15 protein-coding genes are annotated in these 18,310 nt (G+C 46.3%); 8 read left to right on the top strand and 7 right to left on the bottom strand.

The window, feature by feature from the left end:
* The first annotated feature begins 279 nt into the window (after window positions 1–279).
* The 3 genes from K0H61_RS08685 to K0H61_RS08675 all read left to right on the top strand — a co-directional run bounded on the left by K0H61_RS08685 (window position 280) and on the right by K0H61_RS08675 (window position 3,643).
* Entirely contained in the window at window positions 280–1,494 is a 1,215-nt protein-coding gene (locus tag K0H61_RS08685; RefSeq protein WP_220052272.1) for a pyridoxal phosphate-dependent aminotransferase, read from the top strand.
* Window positions 1,495–1,692: 198 nt separating this feature from the next.
* Window positions 1,693–2,280 carry a 5'-deoxynucleotidase gene (yfbR, locus tag K0H61_RS08680; RefSeq protein WP_220052271.1) on the top strand — a complete coding sequence of 196 codons (588 nt, stop codon included), beginning with the start codon at window positions 1,693–1,695 and terminating at the stop codon, window positions 2,278–2,280.
* A 22-nt stretch (window positions 2,281–2,302) separates the two neighbouring features.
* Window positions 2,303–3,643: an anti-phage deoxyguanosine triphosphatase gene (locus K0H61_RS08675; protein WP_220052270.1), complete on the top strand. Its 1,341-nt coding sequence runs from the start codon at window positions 2,303–2,305 to the stop codon at window positions 3,641–3,643.
* Window positions 3,644–3,705: 62 nt separating this feature from the next.
* Here the strand turns inward: K0H61_RS08675 and K0H61_RS08670 are convergent, their stop codons facing one another.
* Genes K0H61_RS08670 through zwf form a run of 4 tightly spaced genes read right to left on the bottom strand, consistent with a single transcriptional unit; the run spans window position 3,706 to window position 8,384 of the window.
* Window positions 3,706–4,347: a bifunctional 4-hydroxy-2-oxoglutarate aldolase/2-dehydro-3-deoxy-phosphogluconate aldolase gene (locus tag K0H61_RS08670; protein ID WP_220052269.1), complete on the bottom strand. Its 642-nt coding sequence runs from the start codon at window positions 4,345–4,347 to the stop codon at window positions 3,706–3,708.
* 20 nt (window positions 4,348–4,367) lie between these two features.
* On the bottom strand, window positions 4,368–6,194 hold the full coding sequence (gene edd / locus K0H61_RS08665) for a phosphogluconate dehydratase (RefSeq protein ID WP_220052268.1): 1,827 nt from the start codon (window positions 6,192–6,194) through the stop codon (window positions 4,368–4,370).
* Window positions 6,195–6,203: 9 nt separating this feature from the next.
* Window positions 6,204–6,902 (bottom strand): 6-phosphogluconolactonase, encoded by a 699-nt coding sequence (gene pgl / locus K0H61_RS08660; protein WP_220052267.1) that lies wholly within the window; start codon window positions 6,900–6,902, stop codon window positions 6,204–6,206.
* 9 nt (window positions 6,903–6,911) lie between these two features.
* Window positions 6,912–8,384 (bottom strand): glucose-6-phosphate dehydrogenase, encoded by a 1,473-nt coding sequence (gene zwf / locus K0H61_RS08655; RefSeq protein WP_220052266.1) that lies wholly within the window; start codon window positions 8,382–8,384, stop codon window positions 6,912–6,914.
* Window positions 8,385–8,694: 310 nt separating this feature from the next.
* Between zwf and K0H61_RS08650 the strand changes: the two genes are divergently transcribed.
* Together K0H61_RS08650 and pyk are read left to right on the top strand one after the other, a co-directional pair.
* A complete protein-coding gene (locus K0H61_RS08650) occupies window positions 8,695–9,549 on the top strand; it encodes a MurR/RpiR family transcriptional regulator (protein ID WP_011622810.1) in 855 nt (284 codons plus the stop codon).
* A 184-nt stretch (window positions 9,550–9,733) separates the two neighbouring features.
* Window positions 9,734–11,173: a pyruvate kinase gene (gene pyk, locus K0H61_RS08645; RefSeq protein ID WP_220052265.1), complete on the top strand. Its 1,440-nt coding sequence runs from the start codon at window positions 9,734–9,736 to the stop codon at window positions 11,171–11,173.
* Between the two features lie 128 nt (window positions 11,174–11,301).
* On the opposite strand, the gene K0H61_RS08640 is transcribed toward pyk, so the two are convergent.
* Together K0H61_RS08640 and psrA are read right to left on the bottom strand one after the other, a co-directional pair.
* Window positions 11,302–13,581: an acyl-CoA dehydrogenase gene (locus tag K0H61_RS08640; RefSeq protein ID WP_220052264.1), complete on the bottom strand. Its 2,280-nt coding sequence runs from the start codon at window positions 13,579–13,581 to the stop codon at window positions 11,302–11,304.
* Window positions 13,582–13,596: 15 nt separating this feature from the next.
* Window positions 13,597–14,235, bottom strand: coding sequence for a TetR family transcriptional repressor PsrA (psrA, locus tag K0H61_RS08635; RefSeq protein WP_220052263.1), 639 nt, complete (start codon window positions 14,233–14,235; stop codon window positions 13,597–13,599).
* Window positions 14,236–14,454: 219 nt separating this feature from the next.
* Between psrA and K0H61_RS08630 the strand changes: the two genes are divergently transcribed.
* Window positions 14,455–16,317: a M2 family metallopeptidase gene (locus tag K0H61_RS08630; RefSeq protein WP_220052262.1), complete on the top strand. Its 1,863-nt coding sequence runs from the start codon at window positions 14,455–14,457 to the stop codon at window positions 16,315–16,317.
* Between the two features lie 124 nt (window positions 16,318–16,441).
* Here K0H61_RS08630 and smrA read toward each other — a convergent pair whose 3' ends face one another.
* Window positions 16,442–17,032 carry a DNA endonuclease SmrA gene (smrA, locus tag K0H61_RS08625; protein WP_220052261.1) on the bottom strand — a complete coding sequence of 197 codons (591 nt, stop codon included), beginning with the start codon at window positions 17,030–17,032 and terminating at the stop codon, window positions 16,442–16,444.
* 132 nt (window positions 17,033–17,164) lie between these two features.
* On the opposite strand from smrA, the gene K0H61_RS08620 reads away from it, so the two are divergent.
* Together K0H61_RS08620 and K0H61_RS08615 are read left to right on the top strand one after the other, a co-directional pair.
* Complete coding sequence (locus K0H61_RS08620) at window positions 17,165–17,734, top strand: DUF4440 domain-containing protein (protein ID WP_220052260.1); 570 nt, start codon at window positions 17,165–17,167, stop codon at window positions 17,732–17,734.
* 18 nt (window positions 17,735–17,752) lie between these two features.
* Complete coding sequence (locus tag K0H61_RS08615; protein ID WP_220052259.1) at window positions 17,753–18,244, top strand: YchJ family protein; 492 nt, start codon at window positions 17,753–17,755, stop codon at window positions 18,242–18,244.
* Window positions 18,245–18,310: the final 66 nt, after the last annotated feature.

Here is an 18,310-nt window from a genome sequence, read left to right as displayed (position 1 = left end):
ACATCTCAAAACGGTTCGAAGTTAACGGCGTGATGGATATCTGCAAAGTTCAATAGTTGACAATCCGACAAAACCATTCAGCACTACCGCCTGAATTTTGGATAAAATACAGAATATTCACCCGCCACCATCTGATGTAAATCCGTACAAAAGAATATTCATCTAGCCACATTTTTAATAAAAACGGCTAATTTGCTATCTGTCCCCCTTCCTTAACGAATATCTTTTCGTTATGGTGCATAAACTTAAGCCTAATCTACAGCATGTTTTGAGGTGTAAATGCGCCCTATCATCAAATCCAACAAATTGGATACCGTTTGTTATGACATCCGCGGCCCAGTGCACAAAGAAGCTCGGCGCTTAGAAGATGAGGGACATCGGATCCTGAAACTTAATATTGGTAATCCTGCCCCCTTCGGCTTTGAAGCCCCTGAGGAAATTGTTCGTGATGTGATCCTCAATTTGCCAAGTGCACAGGGATACTGCGAATCCAAAGGATTATTCTCTGCCCGTAAAGCCATTGTGCAGCATTATCAAGCACAGGGCATTTTTGGCGTCGATATTGAAGATATTTATATCGGTAACGGCGTGTCAGAACTGATAATGATGGCGATGCAGGGCTTATTGAATAGTGATGATGAAATCCTTATCCCCTCACCCGATTATCCGCTGTGGACAGCTGCCGCCAATTTAGCCGGTGGCAAAGCAGTACATTATCGCTGTGATGAAGAATCCGATTGGTTCCCAGATTTAGATGACATTAAAAATAAGATCACACCACGCACCCGCGGCATTGTGATAATTAACCCCAATAACCCAACGGGGGCGGTTTATAGTAAGGCATTGCTGCTAGACGTAGTTGAGCTTTGTCGTCAACATGATCTGATTTTGTTTGCCGATGAAATTTACGACAAAATTTTATACGATGATGCCAAACATATTCCCGCTGCGGGTCTTTCGAATGACATTTTAACCGTTACCTTTAATGGGCTTTCCAAGGCTTACCGTGCGGCGGGGTTCAGGATCGGTTGGATGATGCTCTCGGGTAATTTAAAGGCCGCAAAGAGCTATATCGAAGGCTTAGAAATGCTCTCCTCTATGCGCCTTTGTGCCAACGTGCCCAACCAACATGCGGTACAAACGGCGCTCGGTGGCTATCAAAGCATTAACGAACTGATTTTGCCCAACGGCCGATTAACCATGCAGCGGGATGTGTGTTATGACCTGCTCAGCCAAATTCCGGGTGTCAGTCTCAAAAAGCCCAAGGGGGCGCTCTATGCCTTCCCAAAACTGGATATGAAAAAATTCAACCTGCGTGATGATGAACGACTGGTGCTTGATTTACTCCGGGATAAAAAAATCCTCTTAGTACATGGCAGTGCCTTTAACTGGCCTGAGCCCGATCACCTGCGAGTGGTGTTTTTGCCCTATAAAGAAGACCTTAGCAAAGCCCTGACCGAATTTGGTCATTTCCTTGAAAATTACCAACAATAAATCACTTAGATTAACGTGAATGATTTACTCCCCGATAAAGCGACCAATGGGTCGCTTTATTATTTAGGTTTTTCACCATTCAATAACATTGGCTCCATCACCAATAACGGTTATGTTAGATCATGCCTATCAGGCCGCGTAGACTCGTTTTCGATAGATTGACGCGGCAACATCGGATTCGTCATAGAAAGGAGTACTATGAGTCACCTCTTTGCCCACCTCGCGCGCATGAAGCTTATCCAGCGCTGGCCGTTAATGTATAACGTTCGCAGTGAAAACGTGCAGGAACATTCACTGCAAGTGGCCATGGTGGCCCACGCTTTAGTCATTATCAGTAATCGAAAATTCGGCACTACGCTGGATGCCAATCAGGCCGCAAGCTTAGCCATTTTCCACGATGCCAGCGAAATTCTTACCGGCGACTTACCCACACCGGTTAAATACTTTAATAAAGAGATTGAAGCTGAGTATAAAAAGATTGAAGCCATCGCCGAGCAGCGCATGCTAGATATGGTACCCGATGAATTTAAGGACGATTACCGCAGTCTGTTTTTAAGCGACTACAGTGATCCTACCTACAAGGCTATCGTTAAAGCCGCCGATACGCTTTGCGCTTACCTTAAATGCCTTGAAGAGAATCGCGCCGGCAACACCGAATTCAATACTGCACGTAAACGCTTAGAAACTATGCTGAAAGATAATCCGAATCCTGCAGTAAAGTACTTTATGGCATGCTTCGTCCCCAGCTTTACCTTGGATTTAGACGAAATTAATAAAATGCTTTAGGCTTAGCCGTTAAGGACATCCTATGAACGAAAGTGTTTGGCAACAACGCCTCCACGGTGAAGATAAACAGCGACGAAACGATCACCGCAGTCCCTATCAGCGCGACAGAGCGCGTATTTTGCATTCTGCGGCTTTTCGTCGCTTGCAAGCCAAAACCCAGGTGCTCGGTGTTGGCATGAACGATTTTTATCGCACCCGCTTAACCCACTCACTTGAAGTGTCCCAAATCGGCACTGGCATTGCCGCACAATTAAGTCGCAAATTCCCCGAGCATAAGGCTTTACTCGACTCAACCAGTCTACTTGAATCACTCTGCTTAGCCCATGATATCGGGCATCCGCCCTTCGGCCATGGTGGAGAGGTGGCACTTAATTATATGATGCGTCATCACGGTGGTTTTGAGGGCAACGGCCAAACCTTTAGGATCCTCTCCAAACTTGAGCCATATACCCAAGGCTTTGGGATGAATCTTTGCCGTAGAACCATGCTGGGCATTCTAAAATACCCAGCGCCGTACTCCCTTCTCTACCGCCATGGTGGTCAAAGTGAAATTAGCAGTCATCGGCAATTAAAACCCGCTGATTGGCCACCGGTTAAAGGCATCTTTGACGATGACCTAGATATCTACGATTGGCTCCTTGCGCCGCTAAGCGATAACGACCGACTGCGCTTTATCGAGCCAACGGCCAGTATCCACCCTAAATATCCGCACTTGAGAACCCAATTTAAATCCTTTGACTGCTCGATTATGGAGCTGGCCGATGATATCGCCTATGCGGTTCACGATTTAGAAGACGCGATTGTGATGGGGATTGTCACCGCATCTCAGTGGCAACAGGATGTTGCGCCACATCTTAAACACAGCGGTGATGCTTGGATTAAACAAGAACTTGCCAATATTGGCGATAAGCTCTTTTCCCATGAGCATCATTTACGCAAGGATGCCATTGGCACCCTAGTCAACGGCTTTGTGACTGCCATTACCATAGTTGAACATGACGCTTTTGAAGCCCCTCTATTGCGCTTCAATGCTTGCCTTGAGGAAGAGTTTGCCCTGACATTAAACGTGTTGAAGCAATTGGTTTACAAGTACGTTATTCGTAAGCCTGAAATCCAAATGCTGGAATACAAAGGCCAACAAATCGTGATGGGATTATTCGAGGCCTTCGCCTCGGATCCTGAGCGTCTGCTCCCTTTTAATACTCAAGAGCGTTGGCGTGAGAGTGAGCAGCAGGGATTAAACAGTTATAGAGTGTTAGCCGATTATATTTCAGGTATGACAGATGAATTTGCGGGCAGATTGTATCAACAGCTTTTTAGCCCCAAAGCCGGTTCAAATATTGAGTTAAGCCGCGAGCTGTAACTTCAAAAGGCAAGAGTTAACAATAAAAAACCACCCTAAGGTGGTTTTTTTTCATTCATTGATTAAAGCGCGCCAATCGCATCTTTACATAACTGGGTAATACGAGCCCAATCCCCCTGCTCCATGGCATCCGTTGGTGCAATCCAGCTACCGCCGATACAATCAACATTTTTCAATGCCAGATAGTCTTTGTAACTGCTTGGGGTAATACCACCCGTTGGGCAAAAACGAATGTCAGCAAGGGGTCCCGAAAATGCCTTAAGCGCATCCACACCGCCCGAAGCTTCGGCGGGGAAGAATTTAAAATGCGTGTATCCCAGCGCCATGCCCGTCATCACCTCAGAAATACTCGCAACACCCGGAATTAACGGCACAGGGCCTTGCATTCCGGCTTTGAGTAATTCAACAGTCGCACCTGGTGTAATAATAAACTGCGCGCCAGCTGCGATGGCTTGATCAAGTTGTGCTTCATTTAAAATGGTGCCCGCACCTACTAAGGCCTCTGGCACTTCCTTGGCAATCAAACTAATGGCATCTAATGCGCAGGCAGTACGCAGAGTAACTTCAAGCACGCTGATCCCGCCAGCGACTAAGGCTTTTGCTAGAGGCACAGCATGTTCAATCTTGTTAATTACCATGACAGGAACAATAGGGCTGCGTTTAAAAATATCTTGTGGTTGTAATGACCAGTTATTCTCAAGCATTGCGGTATTCTTCCTTCGTATTAGTAATGTTCATCGATGGCGCTAGTACTACGCGCACCGGTTTCAGGACTGCTCAGATTTGAGCGCAGCGCCCCAAATAGCTCACGACCCATTCCATAGCGCGAGCGACGTAAATTCACTTCTTCAGTAGTTCTGGCGTCAAGTTCGGCATCAGACACTAACAGGCTAAGCTCACCCGTCACTGCATCGACGCGAATTAAATCGCCATTGCGCACTTTGGCAATTAAGCCGCCATCTAATGCTTCAGGGGTTAAGTGAATTGCCGCAGGCACTTTACCCGAGGCGCCCGACATACGACCGTCGGTCATCAGTGCAACCTTAAAGCCTTTATCCTGAAGCGAACCGAGGATTGGGGTTAACTTATGTAATTCTGGCATGCCGTTAGCTTTAGGGCCTTGGCCTTTAACCACAACCACACAATCCCTATCGAGCTCACCAGCTTTAAACAGGGCATCAAGCTTGTTCTGATCGTCAATCACCACTGCAGGCGCTTCAACCACACGGTGCTGCGGCTGTACGGCTGACACTTTAATCACCGCACGGCCAAGGTTACCCTTAAGCAGCTTTAAGCCACCGTTACTTTGGAAAGGTGATGCCACAGAGGTTAACACTTCGGTATCTAAGCTGACACTTGGGCCATCGACCCAGCACAGTTCACCCTCAAGCAGTTTTGGCTCTTGGGTGTAACGGCGAAGACCAAAGCCTGCGACGGTGTTGACATCTTCATGCAGCAAACCAGCATCGAGTAATTCTTTAACGAGGAATGCCATACCACCTGCGGCGTGGAAATGGTTGATATCAGCGTGACCGTTTGGATAGACACGAGCCAGTAACGGCACCGCATCGGATAATTCTGAAAAATCATCCCAGTTGACGATAATGCCAGCTGCACGCGCCGCCGCCACTATATGCATGGTTAAGTTAGTCGAACCACCGGTTGCCAGCAGTGCAACAATGCCGTTAACGATTGATTTTTCGTTAACGATTTCACCTATTGGGCTGTACTGAGTGCCTAATTCGGTTAAACGGCATACCTGTTTGGCCGCCATAATGTTTAACGCTTCACGCAGTGGGTCGTCAGGATTCACAAAGGAGGAACCTGGTAACTGCAGACCCATCACTTCTAACATCAACTGGTTTGAGTTAGCCGTACCGTAGAAAGTACAAGTTCCAGCGCTGTGGTAAGAGCGCGCTTCAGCTTCAAGTAGCTGGGCACGATCCACTTTACCTTGGGCAAATTGCTGGCGTACGCGGGCTTTTTCTTTGTTTGGAATACCTGAGCGCATGGGGCCTGCAGGCACAAATAACATAGGTAAGTGGCCAAAAGACAAGGCACCAATTAACAGGCCTGGTACGATTTTGTCGCAAATACCCAGTAAAAGTGCCCCATCAAACATATTGTGGGAGAGTCCCACTGCGGTGGCCATGGCAATCACTTCGCGGCTCAGTAAGCTCAATTCCATACCGGGTTGACCTTGAGTCACACCATCACACATGGCAGGAACACCACCGGCAACCTGGGCAACACTGCCCACTTCCTGACACGCCTTTTTCAGCAAGTCAGGATAGGTTTCATAGGGTTGGTGAGCCGACAACATATCGTTGAAAGCCGTAATAATGCCGATATTGGCCTTAGTAAGTTGACGCAGCGAATTTTTGTCATCTGGGCTACAGGCGGCAAAACCGTGGGCCAAGTTACCACAGCTTAATGAACTGCGGTGAACACCATGGTTACGGGCCTCGTTTAGGGCGGCTAAGTAACCTTCACGTGACGCTTTGCTACGGGCAATAATTCTGTCGGTAACGGATTGAACTACTGAGTGCATTTTGACTCCTTAAGCGCTCCAGAACACATCAACGGGCGTTTTACGCTGCGCTAATACGGCTCGGATAGGCATAGCATTAACATCATCATTTTCTAAGGCTTGACGATAAACGGATAACTTCTGTTCCCCGACTAAGTGCAGATAAATCTGTCTGCTATTGAGGATCGCACTCTTAGTCAATGTGATCCTGCCATGGGGAGCGGTCGTTGGATTAGTAGCAACACATAACGCCGTTGATGACAGTGCATCATTCAGTTCGGCGCTGCAGGGGAACCAAGAACAGGTATGGCCGTCGTTACCCATGCCTAAAATCACCACATCAAATGGACGTGGGAAATGGGATAGGGATTCTGCCGTCATTTCAGCCCCCGCCTCTGCACTAGAGAACATATTCTTTAGACCACGGAATTTGGCATTTGCAGCACGGTTTTGCAGTAAATGTTCACGCACTAAACGTTCATTTGATGCACTATCTTCAACATCAACCCAGCGCTCATCGGCAAGCGTGATATACACATCACTCCAATCGATGGACATCATGCTAAGAAGTTCGAATAATTTCAGCGGCGTAGAACCTCCGGATACCACTAGGCTTGCTTTACCGCGGGAATCGACCGCCTCTTGCAATTGACTGGCAATTTTATTCGCCAGTTGCTGCTCCAGTGCCGATGGTGTATCAAAGGATTTAAATACGGTTTCTTTAATCATAAATCCCCCTTATTCATCCCACGAACGGCCATCTTTGGTGATCAGGGCTACTGAGGCCACAGGGCCCCAAGTTCCCGCAGGATAAGGTTTTGGTTTTTCGTTGCTTTGTTCCCAAGATTGGATGATACCATCGACCCAAGTCCACGCTTGTTCCACTTCATCACGACGGACGAACAGGGCTTGATTGCCTAACATGGCTTCAAGCAAAAGACGCTCGTAGGCATCAGCGATACGTTCATTCTTGAAGGTATCGGAGAAACTCAAGTCGAGTTTAGTGGTTTGTAAGCGTTGTTTTTGCTCCAAACCTGGTACTTTGTTCATCATCTGAATTTCAACACCTTCATGGGGTTGCAGACGAATAGTCAACTTGTTCGGTGGCAGATTGCGGTAACTTGAGCGATACAGGTTATGCGGTGGGTTTTTAAAATACACCACAATTTCTGAACTCTTGAACGGCATACGCTTACCGCTACGCAGGTAAAATGGTACACCCGCCCAGCGCCAGTTATCGATATCAACTCGCAGCGCGACAAAAGTCTCAGTGTGGGATTGTAGGTTTGCGCCCTCTTCCTCTAAGTAACCTGGAACTGGACTGCCCTTTAAAAAGCCTGCGCTGTACTGGCCACGTACGGTATTTTCATACACATTGTCGGCATTAATTGGCCGCAAGGACTTGAGCACTTTGACCTTTTCATCACGAATACTGTCGGCATCGAGGTTCACCGGAGGATCCATTGCCACTAAGGTTAATACCTGTAGCAAATGGTTTTGGATCATATCGCGCATTTGACCGGCTTTATCGAAGTAACCCCATCGGCCTTCGATACCCACTTCCTCAGCAACGGTGATTTGCACATGATCAATGGTGCGATTATCCCACTTAGAGGCAAACAGTGAGTTAGCAAAACGCAGGGCAATTAGATTCTGTACTGTTTCTTTACCGAGGTAATGGTCGATACGATAAACTTGGCTTTCGTTAAAATAGGCAGAAACTTGGTCGTTAATGACACGGGATGAGGCTAAATCAGAACCAATCGGTTTTTCGAGTACTACGCGAGAATCACTATGGATAAGGTTTTGTTCATGTAAACAGCGGCAAATATCGCCGAAAATCGCTGGTGGTGTTGCAAAATAACTGACCATGACACGCTCTTCTGGTTTGAGCAATTCATGGAAGGCACTATATCCCGCAGATTCAGTGAAATTGGTACCTATATAGTGACAACGAGACAAAAAGCGTTGGAGCGTAACCTCACTGAGGGTTTCTTTGACGAAGGTCTTCAATGCAAGGATGACTAACTCTCTAAACTCATCCTGACCAAACTCGTCTTTTGCAACACCGATGATTTTTGTTTCTTTATCGAGTAACTCAGCTTTATCCAACTGGTATAAAGAAGGTAACAACTTGCGACGCGCCAAGTCACCTTTTGTACCGAAGAGTACGAAGTCACAAGCTTTGGCGCCTGATGTTGTTTTGCCCATTGCGTTACGCTCTCCTTTGTATGTCGTGTCTCCCACCTCAGTGAGAAGATCTACACTTTTGTTGTAATATAACAACAGAAATAGTTAAATGCATCTACTTTTATCAATGTTAGCATTTTCGCTATCTAGGCACATAGCGCATAAATCTGGTATGCTTTTTGTGCTTAAATTACTGATGCGAGTAAATTCTTATTTCAATTTTGTATTTAAAAATTACTAAGCTGTGTCTTGGCTTGGAAACGTGACGTTGATCGAACAATCAAGACAAGCATAAATAAAATGACATTCTCAATTGAGCGGACATACGCGTATGAACACCCTAGAAAAGGTTCAAAAAAGCCTCACACATTTTAGTAAGTCAGAACGCAAGGTTGCAGAGGTAATCTTGGCCTCTCCGCAAACAGCCATTCACTCGAGCATTGCCACCTTAGCGAAGATGGCCGACGTAAGTGAACCGACTGTAAACCGCTTCTGTCGCCGCTTAGATACTAAAGGCTTCCCTGATTTTAAGTTACATCTGGCACAAAGTCTTGCCAACGGCACACCCTATGTAAGCCGCCACGTTGAAGAAGATGACTCGCCAGAGTCATATACGACTAAAATATTCGAATCATCAATGGCTTCTTTAGATACTGCCCGTCAAAGCTTAGATGTAACCGCCATAAATAAGGCCGTTGATATTCTGACTCAAGCTAAGACGATTTCCTTCTTTGGTTTGGGCGCTTCGGCCTCAGTTGCACACGATGCACAAAATAAATTTTTCCGTTTTAACGTGCCTGTCATTTGTTTTGATGATGTTCTTATGCAGCGCATGAGCTGTATCAACAGTAACGAAGGCGATGTGGTGGTATTGATCTCCCATACAGGTCGTACTAAATCATTGATTGAAATTGCGCGCTTAGCGAGGGAAAACGGTGCGGCTGTTATCGGCATTACTGCGCGTAATTCCCCCTTATCGATGGAATGTACTCTGCCGGTGACCATGGAGGTGCCAGAGGATACTGACATGTATTTGCCAATGGCCTCGCGTTTAGCGCAATTGGTGACTATAGATGTATTGGCGACCGGATTTACACTTCGCCGTGGACCGCGTTTCCGTGACAATTTAAAACGTGTGAAAGAGGTGCTGAAGGAGTCTCGTATCAATAAAGATCCGATACTGTAATTCTCTTCCTTTCCTAAAAATGGTTCGTCAGTACACACCGGATGGCCATTTTTAGGACAAATTTCAGTGATACCTCACATATTTTACACCTTAGCCCAGATCAATTTCGTTGTAACTTTACTACATAAATTGGAAATGCATGATAATATAGCCCTAAGCTTTTTTAACTTTAACGGAGTATCTTATGTTCCGCAGAACCAAAATCGTCACCACGCTGGGTCCAGCAACTGACCGTGACGATAACTTACGCCGTATCATCGCGGCTGGTGCAAACGTTGTTCGTCTAAACTTCTCCCACGGCTCCCCCGAAGATCATCTCAATCGCGCGACCCAAGCTCGCAAAATCGCAAAAGAATTAGGTGTTCATGTCGCTATTTTAGGTGACCTTCAAGGTCCTAAAATCCGCGTGTCTACATTCAAAGACAACAAAAAGGTTCAGTTGAGCTTAGGTCAAGCCTACATTTTGGATGCTGAGTTAGGTAAAGGCGAAGGTGATGAAACACAAGTCGGCATCGATTACAAGCAATTACCCGATGACGTGAAAGTGGGCGACATTTTGATGCTCGACGATGGCCGTGTTCAATTACGTGTTGAGCGTGTCGAAGGCCGTAAGGTTCATACCACAGTGACGGTTGCAGGTCCCTTATCTAATAATAAGGGCATCAACAAACAAGGCGGCGGCCTTTCTGCTGCGGCACTGACCGAAAAAGACAAAGCGGACATATTAACCGCAGCGATGATCCAAGTGGATTACCTCGCTGTCTCCTTCCCACGTAGCGGCGCCGATCTCGAATACGCACGTTCTCTTGCGCAGCAGGCGGGTAGCAATGCACTTATTGTGGCTAAGGTTGAACGTGCTGAAGCCGTTGCTGATGATGCAGCGATGGATGATGTGATTTTAGCGTCTGATGTTGTGATGGTTGCTCGCGGTGACTTAGGTGTTGAAATTGGAGATGCTGCGTTAGTTGCGGTGCAAAAGAAACTGATTGCCCGTTCACGCCAGTTAAACAAAGTAGTTATCACTGCGACTCAAATGATGGAGTCGATGATTTCAAGCCCAATGCCTACCCGCGCAGAAGTGATGGACGTAGCCAACGCCGTACTCGATGGTACCGACGCGGTCATGTTGTCAGCAGAAACCGCTGCCGGTGACTTCCCAGAAGAAACCGTTAAAGCTATGGCGAATGTGTGTATGGGCGCTGAATCTCACCCAAGTGTGAAAGTGTCTAAACATCGTTTAGATGCACGCTTCAGCTCAGTTGAAGAAACCATCGCCCTTTCAACCATGTATGCAGCAAACCACCTAGAAGGCGTGAAGGCAATTATTGCCCTGACTGAATCGGGCGCAACGCCAAAACTGATGTCTCGCATCAGTTCGTCATTACCTATCTTAGGGTTATCTCGCCACGAAACCACACTGGCTAAAATGGCGCTGTACCGCGGTGTATTGCCGATTTACTTTGATTCTACCGCATACCCAGCCGATGAACTGGCTCAAAAGGCATTGGAATCATTAACCACTGCGGGATATCTTAACAGTGGCGATATGGTATTAATGACCAAGGGCGATGCGATGGAAACCATCGGTGGCACTAACACCTGTAAAGTGTTGATCGTTGCCTAATCGCGTAGTCTGCTTAAGTAGCAATACTTAGCGCCTTGTTAAGTCGCAATAAAAAACCACCTCTATGAGGTGGTTTTTTTATAAGAGGATGAAAGTTGCATCCTCTCAGTTCGATTACGAAGTGTAGATTACAGGCTTTCGAAATCGTTTACGTTAATTGCGGCTAAACGCAGTTTATCGCTATCAAGGAGTTTTTGGTGCTCGTCACTGGTGATCACACCGGCTTCCAACGCTTTTTCAAACAGGATAAGTGATGGCACTTTACCTGGTAATTGACCCGCGCGCTGAGCTGTTTTTAGTTTCTTGAAAATGTCTTTACAAGCGTACTGTGCATGGAATGCCTGCTCAACTTCGGCGATACCGCTGGTATCACCTTCAAAATCTGGGCACAGGAAAGTAATACGGTCACGAGCTGGGCTTGGTTTTAACATACCAGATACCAAATTCAGTGCCAGCTTATCGCTAGGTGCATTGAAGTTGTTTCCGATTGGGAAAATCAAGGCACGCAGTAACCATGCGAATGGACGACTTGGGAAGTTACGGATAACTTCAGACAGCGCCTCAGCTGCAAGGTGTAAACGTTGTTGCATCACATAATGAACAGTCGGTAAATCATCATGTTGACGACCGTTATCTTCAAACAGTTTTAAGGTAGCAGAGCCTAAGTACAGTTGACTTAACACATCGCCCATACGCGCAGACAGCATTTCTTTACGCTTTAGATCGCCGCCCATCACCATCATCGAAATGTCAGTCATAATAGCCAGCGCAGAAGACAAACGTGTCATGTCCTTATAATACTGCTTAGTTTCACCACTGACAGGTGAGCTAGCGAAACGGCTACCCGTTAATGCGTTGAACAATGCACTTACCGCGTTACGGGTTGCATAACCAATATGGCCCATTAACAGAGCGTCAAATCGGTTAAGAGCTTCTTGTTCGTTTTCCATCGCTGCGGCTTCCATTTCAGCCAGCACGTATGGGTGACAACGCGTCGCACCTTGACCAAAGATCATCAGTGAGCGGGTCAGAATGTTTGCGCCTTCTACCGTAATAGAAATCGGATTAGACATGTAAGCGTGGCCTAAGTAGTTCTTAGGTCCCAACTGGATACCTTTACCTGATTGGATATCCATTGCATCGTTAACCACTGAGCGACCTAATTCGGTCATATGGAATTTCGCAATGGCCGTCACAACCGATGGTTTTACCTTCAGGTCAATACCCGTTGTGGTTAAACGGCGCGCTGCCTCTAACTGGTAAGTGTTACCGATGATACGTGCTAGGGCTTCTTGAACGCCTTCGAATTGGCCAATCGCCATACCGAATTGGTGACGAACGTAGCTGTAAGCCGTGGTGGTCTTAGTCGCCATGTGACCCGATGCGGTTGCCAGTGCTGGCAGAGAAATACCACGACCTGCAGACAGACATTCAACCAGCATACGCCAGCCTTTTCCCGCATAGTCTGGACCACCGATGATCCAATCTAACGGAATGAATACGTCTTTACCCTTAGTGGTACCGTTCATAAACGCCATGTTTAATGGGTTATGACGACGACCAATTTCAACGCCTTCGTGGCTAGTTGGGATAAGCGCACAGGTAATACCTAAGTTTTTCTTGTCGCCTAACAGGCCTTCAGGGTCGCGCATTTGAAATGCCAGACCTAATACAGTCGCAACAGGTGCTAGGGTGATATAACGCTTATCCCAAGTTAACTTAAGACCAATCACTTCTTCACCGTTGTGCATGCCTCGGCAAACAATACCCACGTCAGGGATTGCGCCCGCATCACTGCCCGCTTCTGGGCCGGTTAAGGCAAAGCATGGGATTTCGGTGCCGTTGGCTAACGAAGGTAACCAACGCTCTTTTTGCTCTTGCGTGCCGTAGTGCGTTAATAGCTCACCTGGGCCTAATGAGTTAGGTACCATGACGGTGACCGCGGCGCTGACGCTACGGCTCGCGATTTTACTCACGATGGTAGAGTTAGCGTAGGCAGAGAATGCACGGCCACCGAATTTTTTCGGGATGATCAGCGCGAAGAAACCTTCTTTTTTGAAGTAGTCCCATAGCTCTGGCGGTAAATCTTTACGGTTTTGAACGATGTCAAAATCGTCAATCATTTTCAGGGCTGTTTCAACTTGGTTTTCAAGGAAGTCTTTTTCTTCTGCCGTTAATGTTGGTTTGCCGTAGCTATGGAGCGTATTCCAATTTGGGTTACCGCGGAATAACTCACCTTCCCACCATACATCACCCGCTTCCATCGCTTCACGCTCGGTGACGGATAATGGCGGCAGTACCTTTTTAAAGAAACGGAAAACCGGTTGGGTGATGACTTGCATCCGAATCCCTTTAATTGCAAACACTGCAATCGCGGCGATCAGGACGATTATTAATACAGTTAACATATTCAAGACCTTATTTTAAGAAGCAATGGGCAATGCTACGCCCGCTGCCATGTAGGGGATCACTTTACGGATCACCGCTTCAATGTCATTTTGCTCACCATACTCCGCAGCAGCAATTTCGTTCAGGGCATCGGCGGATGCCATAGTGAACACGATAGTGCCTAGGGTAAAGTGTAAGCGCCAAAACATTTCAGCTGGAGGGATATGTGGAGCACTGGCTGCAACAGCTTTAACAAAAATGTTGAGCTGTTCACCATAATGTGTGGTGATAAACCAGCGCAAATGCCCTTGGCTCTCAATGTAACCCCGGCCAAGTAATTGCAGGAAAATCGTCGTTCCGTCGGTGCGCAGCTCATTTAAGTCGAGTAAGGGGCCAACCAAAGCAGAAAATATTTCTTCTAAGGACGCCTTTGCGGGTGCTGCATGCAAACGCTTAATTTGCGTTGCTGCAGATGGCATAAACTCATCTAAATAACGGGCTAATACCGCTCGGATCAACTCCTTTTTAGAGCCAAAGTGATAATTCACCGACGCTAAATTCACCTCCGCCTTACTGGTGATAAGACGTAACGACGTTTCAGAAAAGCCCCTTTCAGCGAATAACTTTTCAGCGGCGTCAAGAATTCTCGTTTTTGTATCAGATCGACTTGCCATTCCGTGACCCTGAGTTAATTTAAAACACTCGTTTAAATTAAACATTGGTTTCAAATAAGTCAAACGAAATATGCCCCAGATTGCCGCTATCCAAAGACTATTGATAACAGTTTGCTCACATTAGATGCAGTAAAGTGTTAAATCTCATGTCCATCTGTGCAAATTTCTCTTGGCTTAGGTAAAATGCGCAACACAAAAACAACAAAGGATTGCTCTTTTATGGCCAAAAAACTCAATCGCCCCACTTATATAGCGCTCACCGTCGCGCTTGCACTTGGTCTTAGTGCATGTAACGACGAAGCCTCACAAATACCACCTACTAAGGAACGTGTTCCCACTGCGGCAAAAGCACCGACATCAGAAGAAGCCATTGCTTTTATTAAGGATTCTGAAGCACAGATGGCTCAGCTTTCTATCGAATCTAATCGCGCCGAATGGATTTACAGCAATTTTATCACCGATGATACCGCCGCTCTTTCAGCCGCTGTCGGCGAAAAAGTCAGTGCGGCATCGGTACAATTTGCCACTCAAGCGGCACAATTTGCCAACGTAGACCTAGACCCTGTTAATGCACGTAAACTTAACATGTTACGCAGTGCTTTAGTGTTACCTGCACCATTAGATCCCGCCAAAAATGCTGAACTTGCTAAGATCAGCTCGGAATTAAATGGTCTATATGGCAAAGGGAAATACTGTTTTTCAAACGGTAAGTGTATGACGCAGCCAGAGCTTTCGAGCCTGATGGCCGAATCTCGCGATCCTGCCAAGCTTCTAGAAGCATGGAAAGGATGGCGTGAAATTGCTAAACCGATGCGCCCGCTGTTCCAACGTGAAGTGGAACTAGCCAACGAAGGCGCCAAAGATTTAGGTTATGCCAACCTATCTGAGTTATGGCGCAGCCAGTACGACATGAAGCCCGATGACTTTTCTCAAGAATTAGACCGTCTTTGGGGTCAAGTAAAACCCCTTTACGAATCACTGCACTGTTATGTTCGTGGTGAACTGAACAACGAATACGGTGATACCGTTGCCCCCACTAGTGGCCCAATTCCAGCGCATTTGCTCGGTAATATGTGGGCACAGCAATGGAGCAATATTTACGACTTAGTTGCACCGGATAATGCCGATCCTGGCTACGATGTGACCGAACTGCTCGAAGATAAAGGTTATGATGAGCACAAAATGGTTAAGCAAGCCGAAACCTTCTTCACTTCACTAGGTTTTGCGCCATTACCAGACAGCTTTTGGGATCGCTCGCTGTTTGTGCAACCAAAGGATCGTGATGTGGTCTGCCATGCATCCGCCTGGGATTTAGACAACTTGGATGATATTCGTATCAAGATGTGTATCCAGAAAACGGCGGAAGACTTTACGGTTATTCATCATGAATTGGGGCATAACTTCTATCAACGTGCCTATAAACAGCAGCCATTCCTATTTAAGAACAGTGCTAACGATGGTTTCCATGAAGCCATTGGCGATACTATCGCATTGTCAATCACCCCAAGCTACCTTAAGCAAATCGGTCTGTTAGAAGACGTACCCGATGCATCGAAGGATATCGGTTTGCTGCTGAAACAAGCATTAGACAAGATTGCCTTCCTCCCATTTGGGCTGATGATTGACCAGTGGCGCTGGAAAGTTTTCAGCGGAGAAATCACACCTGAGCAATATAACCAAGCTTGGTGGGATTTACGCGAGAAATACCAAGGCGTAAAAGCCCCAATCGATCGTAACGAAACCGACTTTGACCCTGGTGCAAAATACCACGTGCCGGGCAACGTGCCTTACACTCGCTACTTCTTAGCCCATATCCTGCAGTTCCAATTCCACAAGGCGCTGTGTGATAAGGCAGGCGAAACAGGCCCTGTCCATAGATGCAGTATTTACGGCAATAAGGCTGCCGGTGACAAACTCAATAAGATGTTGGAGCTGGGTTCAAGCCAGCCTTGGCAAGTTGCACTGAAGGAAGTGACAGGTTCCGATGCGATGGACGCTAAAGCAGTACTAGATTACTTTGCGCCGCTGCAAACTTGGCTAGATGAGCAAAACAAAGCCTCTAATCGCCAATGTGGCTGGTAATGATCCGTTGCGATTAGGGACTCACTTAATTCAGTGACTCATTTTTACTGGCTAAGTGGAGCTAGCAAATGCCCAACGCTGTGTTGGGCATTTTATTTTAAAACCAATATTTGGAAAACTAAGATCAGCGCAAGCCCATGCCTTTGCGATTTGCCTCTTTATTTTCAATTTTAAGTTGTTCAGATTTAGTGAGCATAAGATACAGCGCGCCAGTCCCACCCTGCTCTGTTTTCGCCGAATGATAGGCCAGTACCATGTCCAGTTGGGATAACCAATGACACACTGCCGACTTCATCACCCCAGTGAAGGGCTTACTTTGATGGCCTTTACCATGAATAAGCAAGACACAACGTTCCCCATGCTCTTGCGCCGCCAGTAAAAAATTCAGCAATGCATCACGGGCTTGGCTGAGCCTATATGCGTGAACATCGAGTTCCATATTGAGTTTGTATTCGCCGAGTCTTAAGCGCTTAAACACCGCACCTTGGACCCCTTCACGCTTAAAGCTGGCAATATCATCGGGCTTTAGCACTGGGATAAGACTTAAATCTAATGGCATTTGGGCAAGATAGGATTCACGCATTAACGCGATACGGCGTTGAACTTGTTCCGCCGTTAATGCTTTGGGCTGTAGGTTAACCGCTTTCACTTCGCCTTTTAGTGGCACAACCCCCGCCATTTCTTCAAAAAACAGTGCTGATTCATCATCCAGCATGGCAAGTTCCTCCCACTTTACGCCTGAGTGTGCACTTTTACGTCAGAAACACACTTTGTAAACATTCAATACTTTAGTTCAGTATGGGTCTACATTATAGTGACGCCATGACTGCTTGATTAGAATAATGTAATGAGATTTTTGCTGCTAGCCCTGATATGCCTTATATCGTTCCCAAGCCTTGCATCATCCAAAGGGAAATCGACAACCGATCAATTAATCAATGCTAACTATCCCCTCTTTATCAAAGCATTCAATGAGCTTTCTCCTGAAGTCACAGGCGAAATCTATTCTCAAGATGCCAGCTACCTCTCTGAGAGTCAAAACAAGGAAATATACTACGGACGCGAGAGTATCATTGCTATCTACCAAAAGTTCTTTGATAAAATCCGCGGTAAAAAGGCACGTATTGATGTCGACTTTCGTGTATTGAACCGCAAGATAAATGGCAATAGCGCCATTGATACAGGTTACTATTTGGTACGGTTTTATCCTGCAAAAGAGACAGGCGAACCTGTGAGTGAATTTGCAGGCAAGTTTGTTATTGGCACTCAAAAGGAAACTAACAACCGTTGGTCTGTGAGTTTAGATATGAATAATCGTGCCGAGCCAAGTTTTTATCTCAATGCTAAGCCAGTACCTAACTTGTACTATGGCCGCCAGTTTGAACCCTTACCAAACAGTAAGAAAACTAACAATTAATCGTTATAATTCATCGAAATGATAAAAGCACCCTTCTGTCCTTGCGGTAGTCAGCGCCAATATATTGAGTGTTGTAAACCCTTACATGATCACTTTGATTCAGGTACCCATGTTGCAGTTACACCTGAACAGCTCATGCGTTCTCGCTATTGCGCTTTTGTCTTGAAAAAATTTGATTACATTATCAAAACTCACCATGCGGATTTTATTGGCGATCTTACGCTCAAGATACTCGAACAGGGACCACACCCCGAATGGTTAGCCCTCGAGGTGCTCGAAGACGATTGCTTTACCGATAATCAAGGGGTACAGCGCGGCAAAGTTACCTTCAAGGCTTGGTATAAGCTTGACCAAGAAGTCGATGCGATTTTTGAGAAGTCTGATTTTGTGTTTGAAAATGGCCGTTGGTACTACACCATTGGTGAACAAATGCAGGCCAAATTACCAGGACGCAACGATCCTTGTATTTGTGGCAGCGGCAAAAAATTTAAGCAATGCTGCCTCAGGTAATTGGCAATTTTCAGGACATGTCATAAAGAACAAAAGGCAATCTGATGATTGCCTTTTGTTTGTCTA

The sequence above is a fragment of the Shewanella acanthi genome (assembly GCF_019457475.1).
Lineage (GTDB): Bacteria > Pseudomonadota > Gammaproteobacteria > Enterobacterales > Shewanellaceae > Shewanella > Shewanella acanthi.
The sequence above is the reverse complement of the archived record's forward strand: the minus strand, read 5'-3'. Positions and strand labels throughout refer to the sequence as shown.

Bases quoted from the DNA above. Each gene is read 5' to 3' on its own strand.
- K0H61_RS08685 (WP_220052272.1), top strand. From the start codon at position 280: ATGCGCCCTATCATCAAATCCAACAAATTGGATACCGTTTGTTATGAC.
- yfbR (WP_220052271.1), top strand. From the start codon at position 1,693: ATGAGTCACCTCTTTGCCCACCTCGCGCGCATGAAGCTTATCCAGCGC.
- K0H61_RS08675 (WP_220052270.1), top strand. From the start codon at position 2,303: ATGAACGAAAGTGTTTGGCAACAACGCCTCCACGGTGAAGATAAACAG.
- K0H61_RS08670 (WP_220052269.1), bottom strand. From the start codon at position 4,347: ATGCTTGAGAATAACTGGTCATTACAACCACAAGATATTTTTAAACGC.
- edd (WP_220052268.1), bottom strand. From the start codon at position 6,194: ATGCACTCAGTAGTTCAATCCGTTACCGACAGAATTATTGCCCGTAGC.
- pgl (WP_220052267.1), bottom strand. From the start codon at position 6,902: ATGATTAAAGAAACCGTATTTAAATCCTTTGATACACCATCGGCACTG.
- zwf (WP_220052266.1), bottom strand. From the start codon at position 8,384: ATGGGCAAAACAACATCAGGCGCCAAAGCTTGTGACTTCGTACTCTTC.
- K0H61_RS08650 (WP_011622810.1), top strand. From the start codon at position 8,695: ATGAACACCCTAGAAAAGGTTCAAAAAAGCCTCACACATTTTAGTAAG.
- pyk (WP_220052265.1), top strand. From the start codon at position 9,734: ATGTTCCGCAGAACCAAAATCGTCACCACGCTGGGTCCAGCAACTGAC.
- K0H61_RS08640 (WP_220052264.1), bottom strand. From the start codon at position 13,581: ATGTTAACTGTATTAATAATCGTCCTGATCGCCGCGATTGCAGTGTTT.
- psrA (WP_220052263.1), bottom strand. From the start codon at position 14,235: ATGGCAAGTCGATCTGATACAAAAACGAGAATTCTTGACGCCGCTGAA.
- K0H61_RS08630 (WP_220052262.1), top strand. From the start codon at position 14,455: ATGGCCAAAAAACTCAATCGCCCCACTTATATAGCGCTCACCGTCGCG.
- smrA (WP_220052261.1), bottom strand. From the start codon at position 17,032: ATGCTGGATGATGAATCAGCACTGTTTTTTGAAGAAATGGCGGGGGTT.
- K0H61_RS08620 (WP_220052260.1), top strand. From the start codon at position 17,165: ATGAGATTTTTGCTGCTAGCCCTGATATGCCTTATATCGTTCCCAAGC.
- K0H61_RS08615 (WP_220052259.1), top strand. From the start codon at position 17,753: ATGATAAAAGCACCCTTCTGTCCTTGCGGTAGTCAGCGCCAATATATT.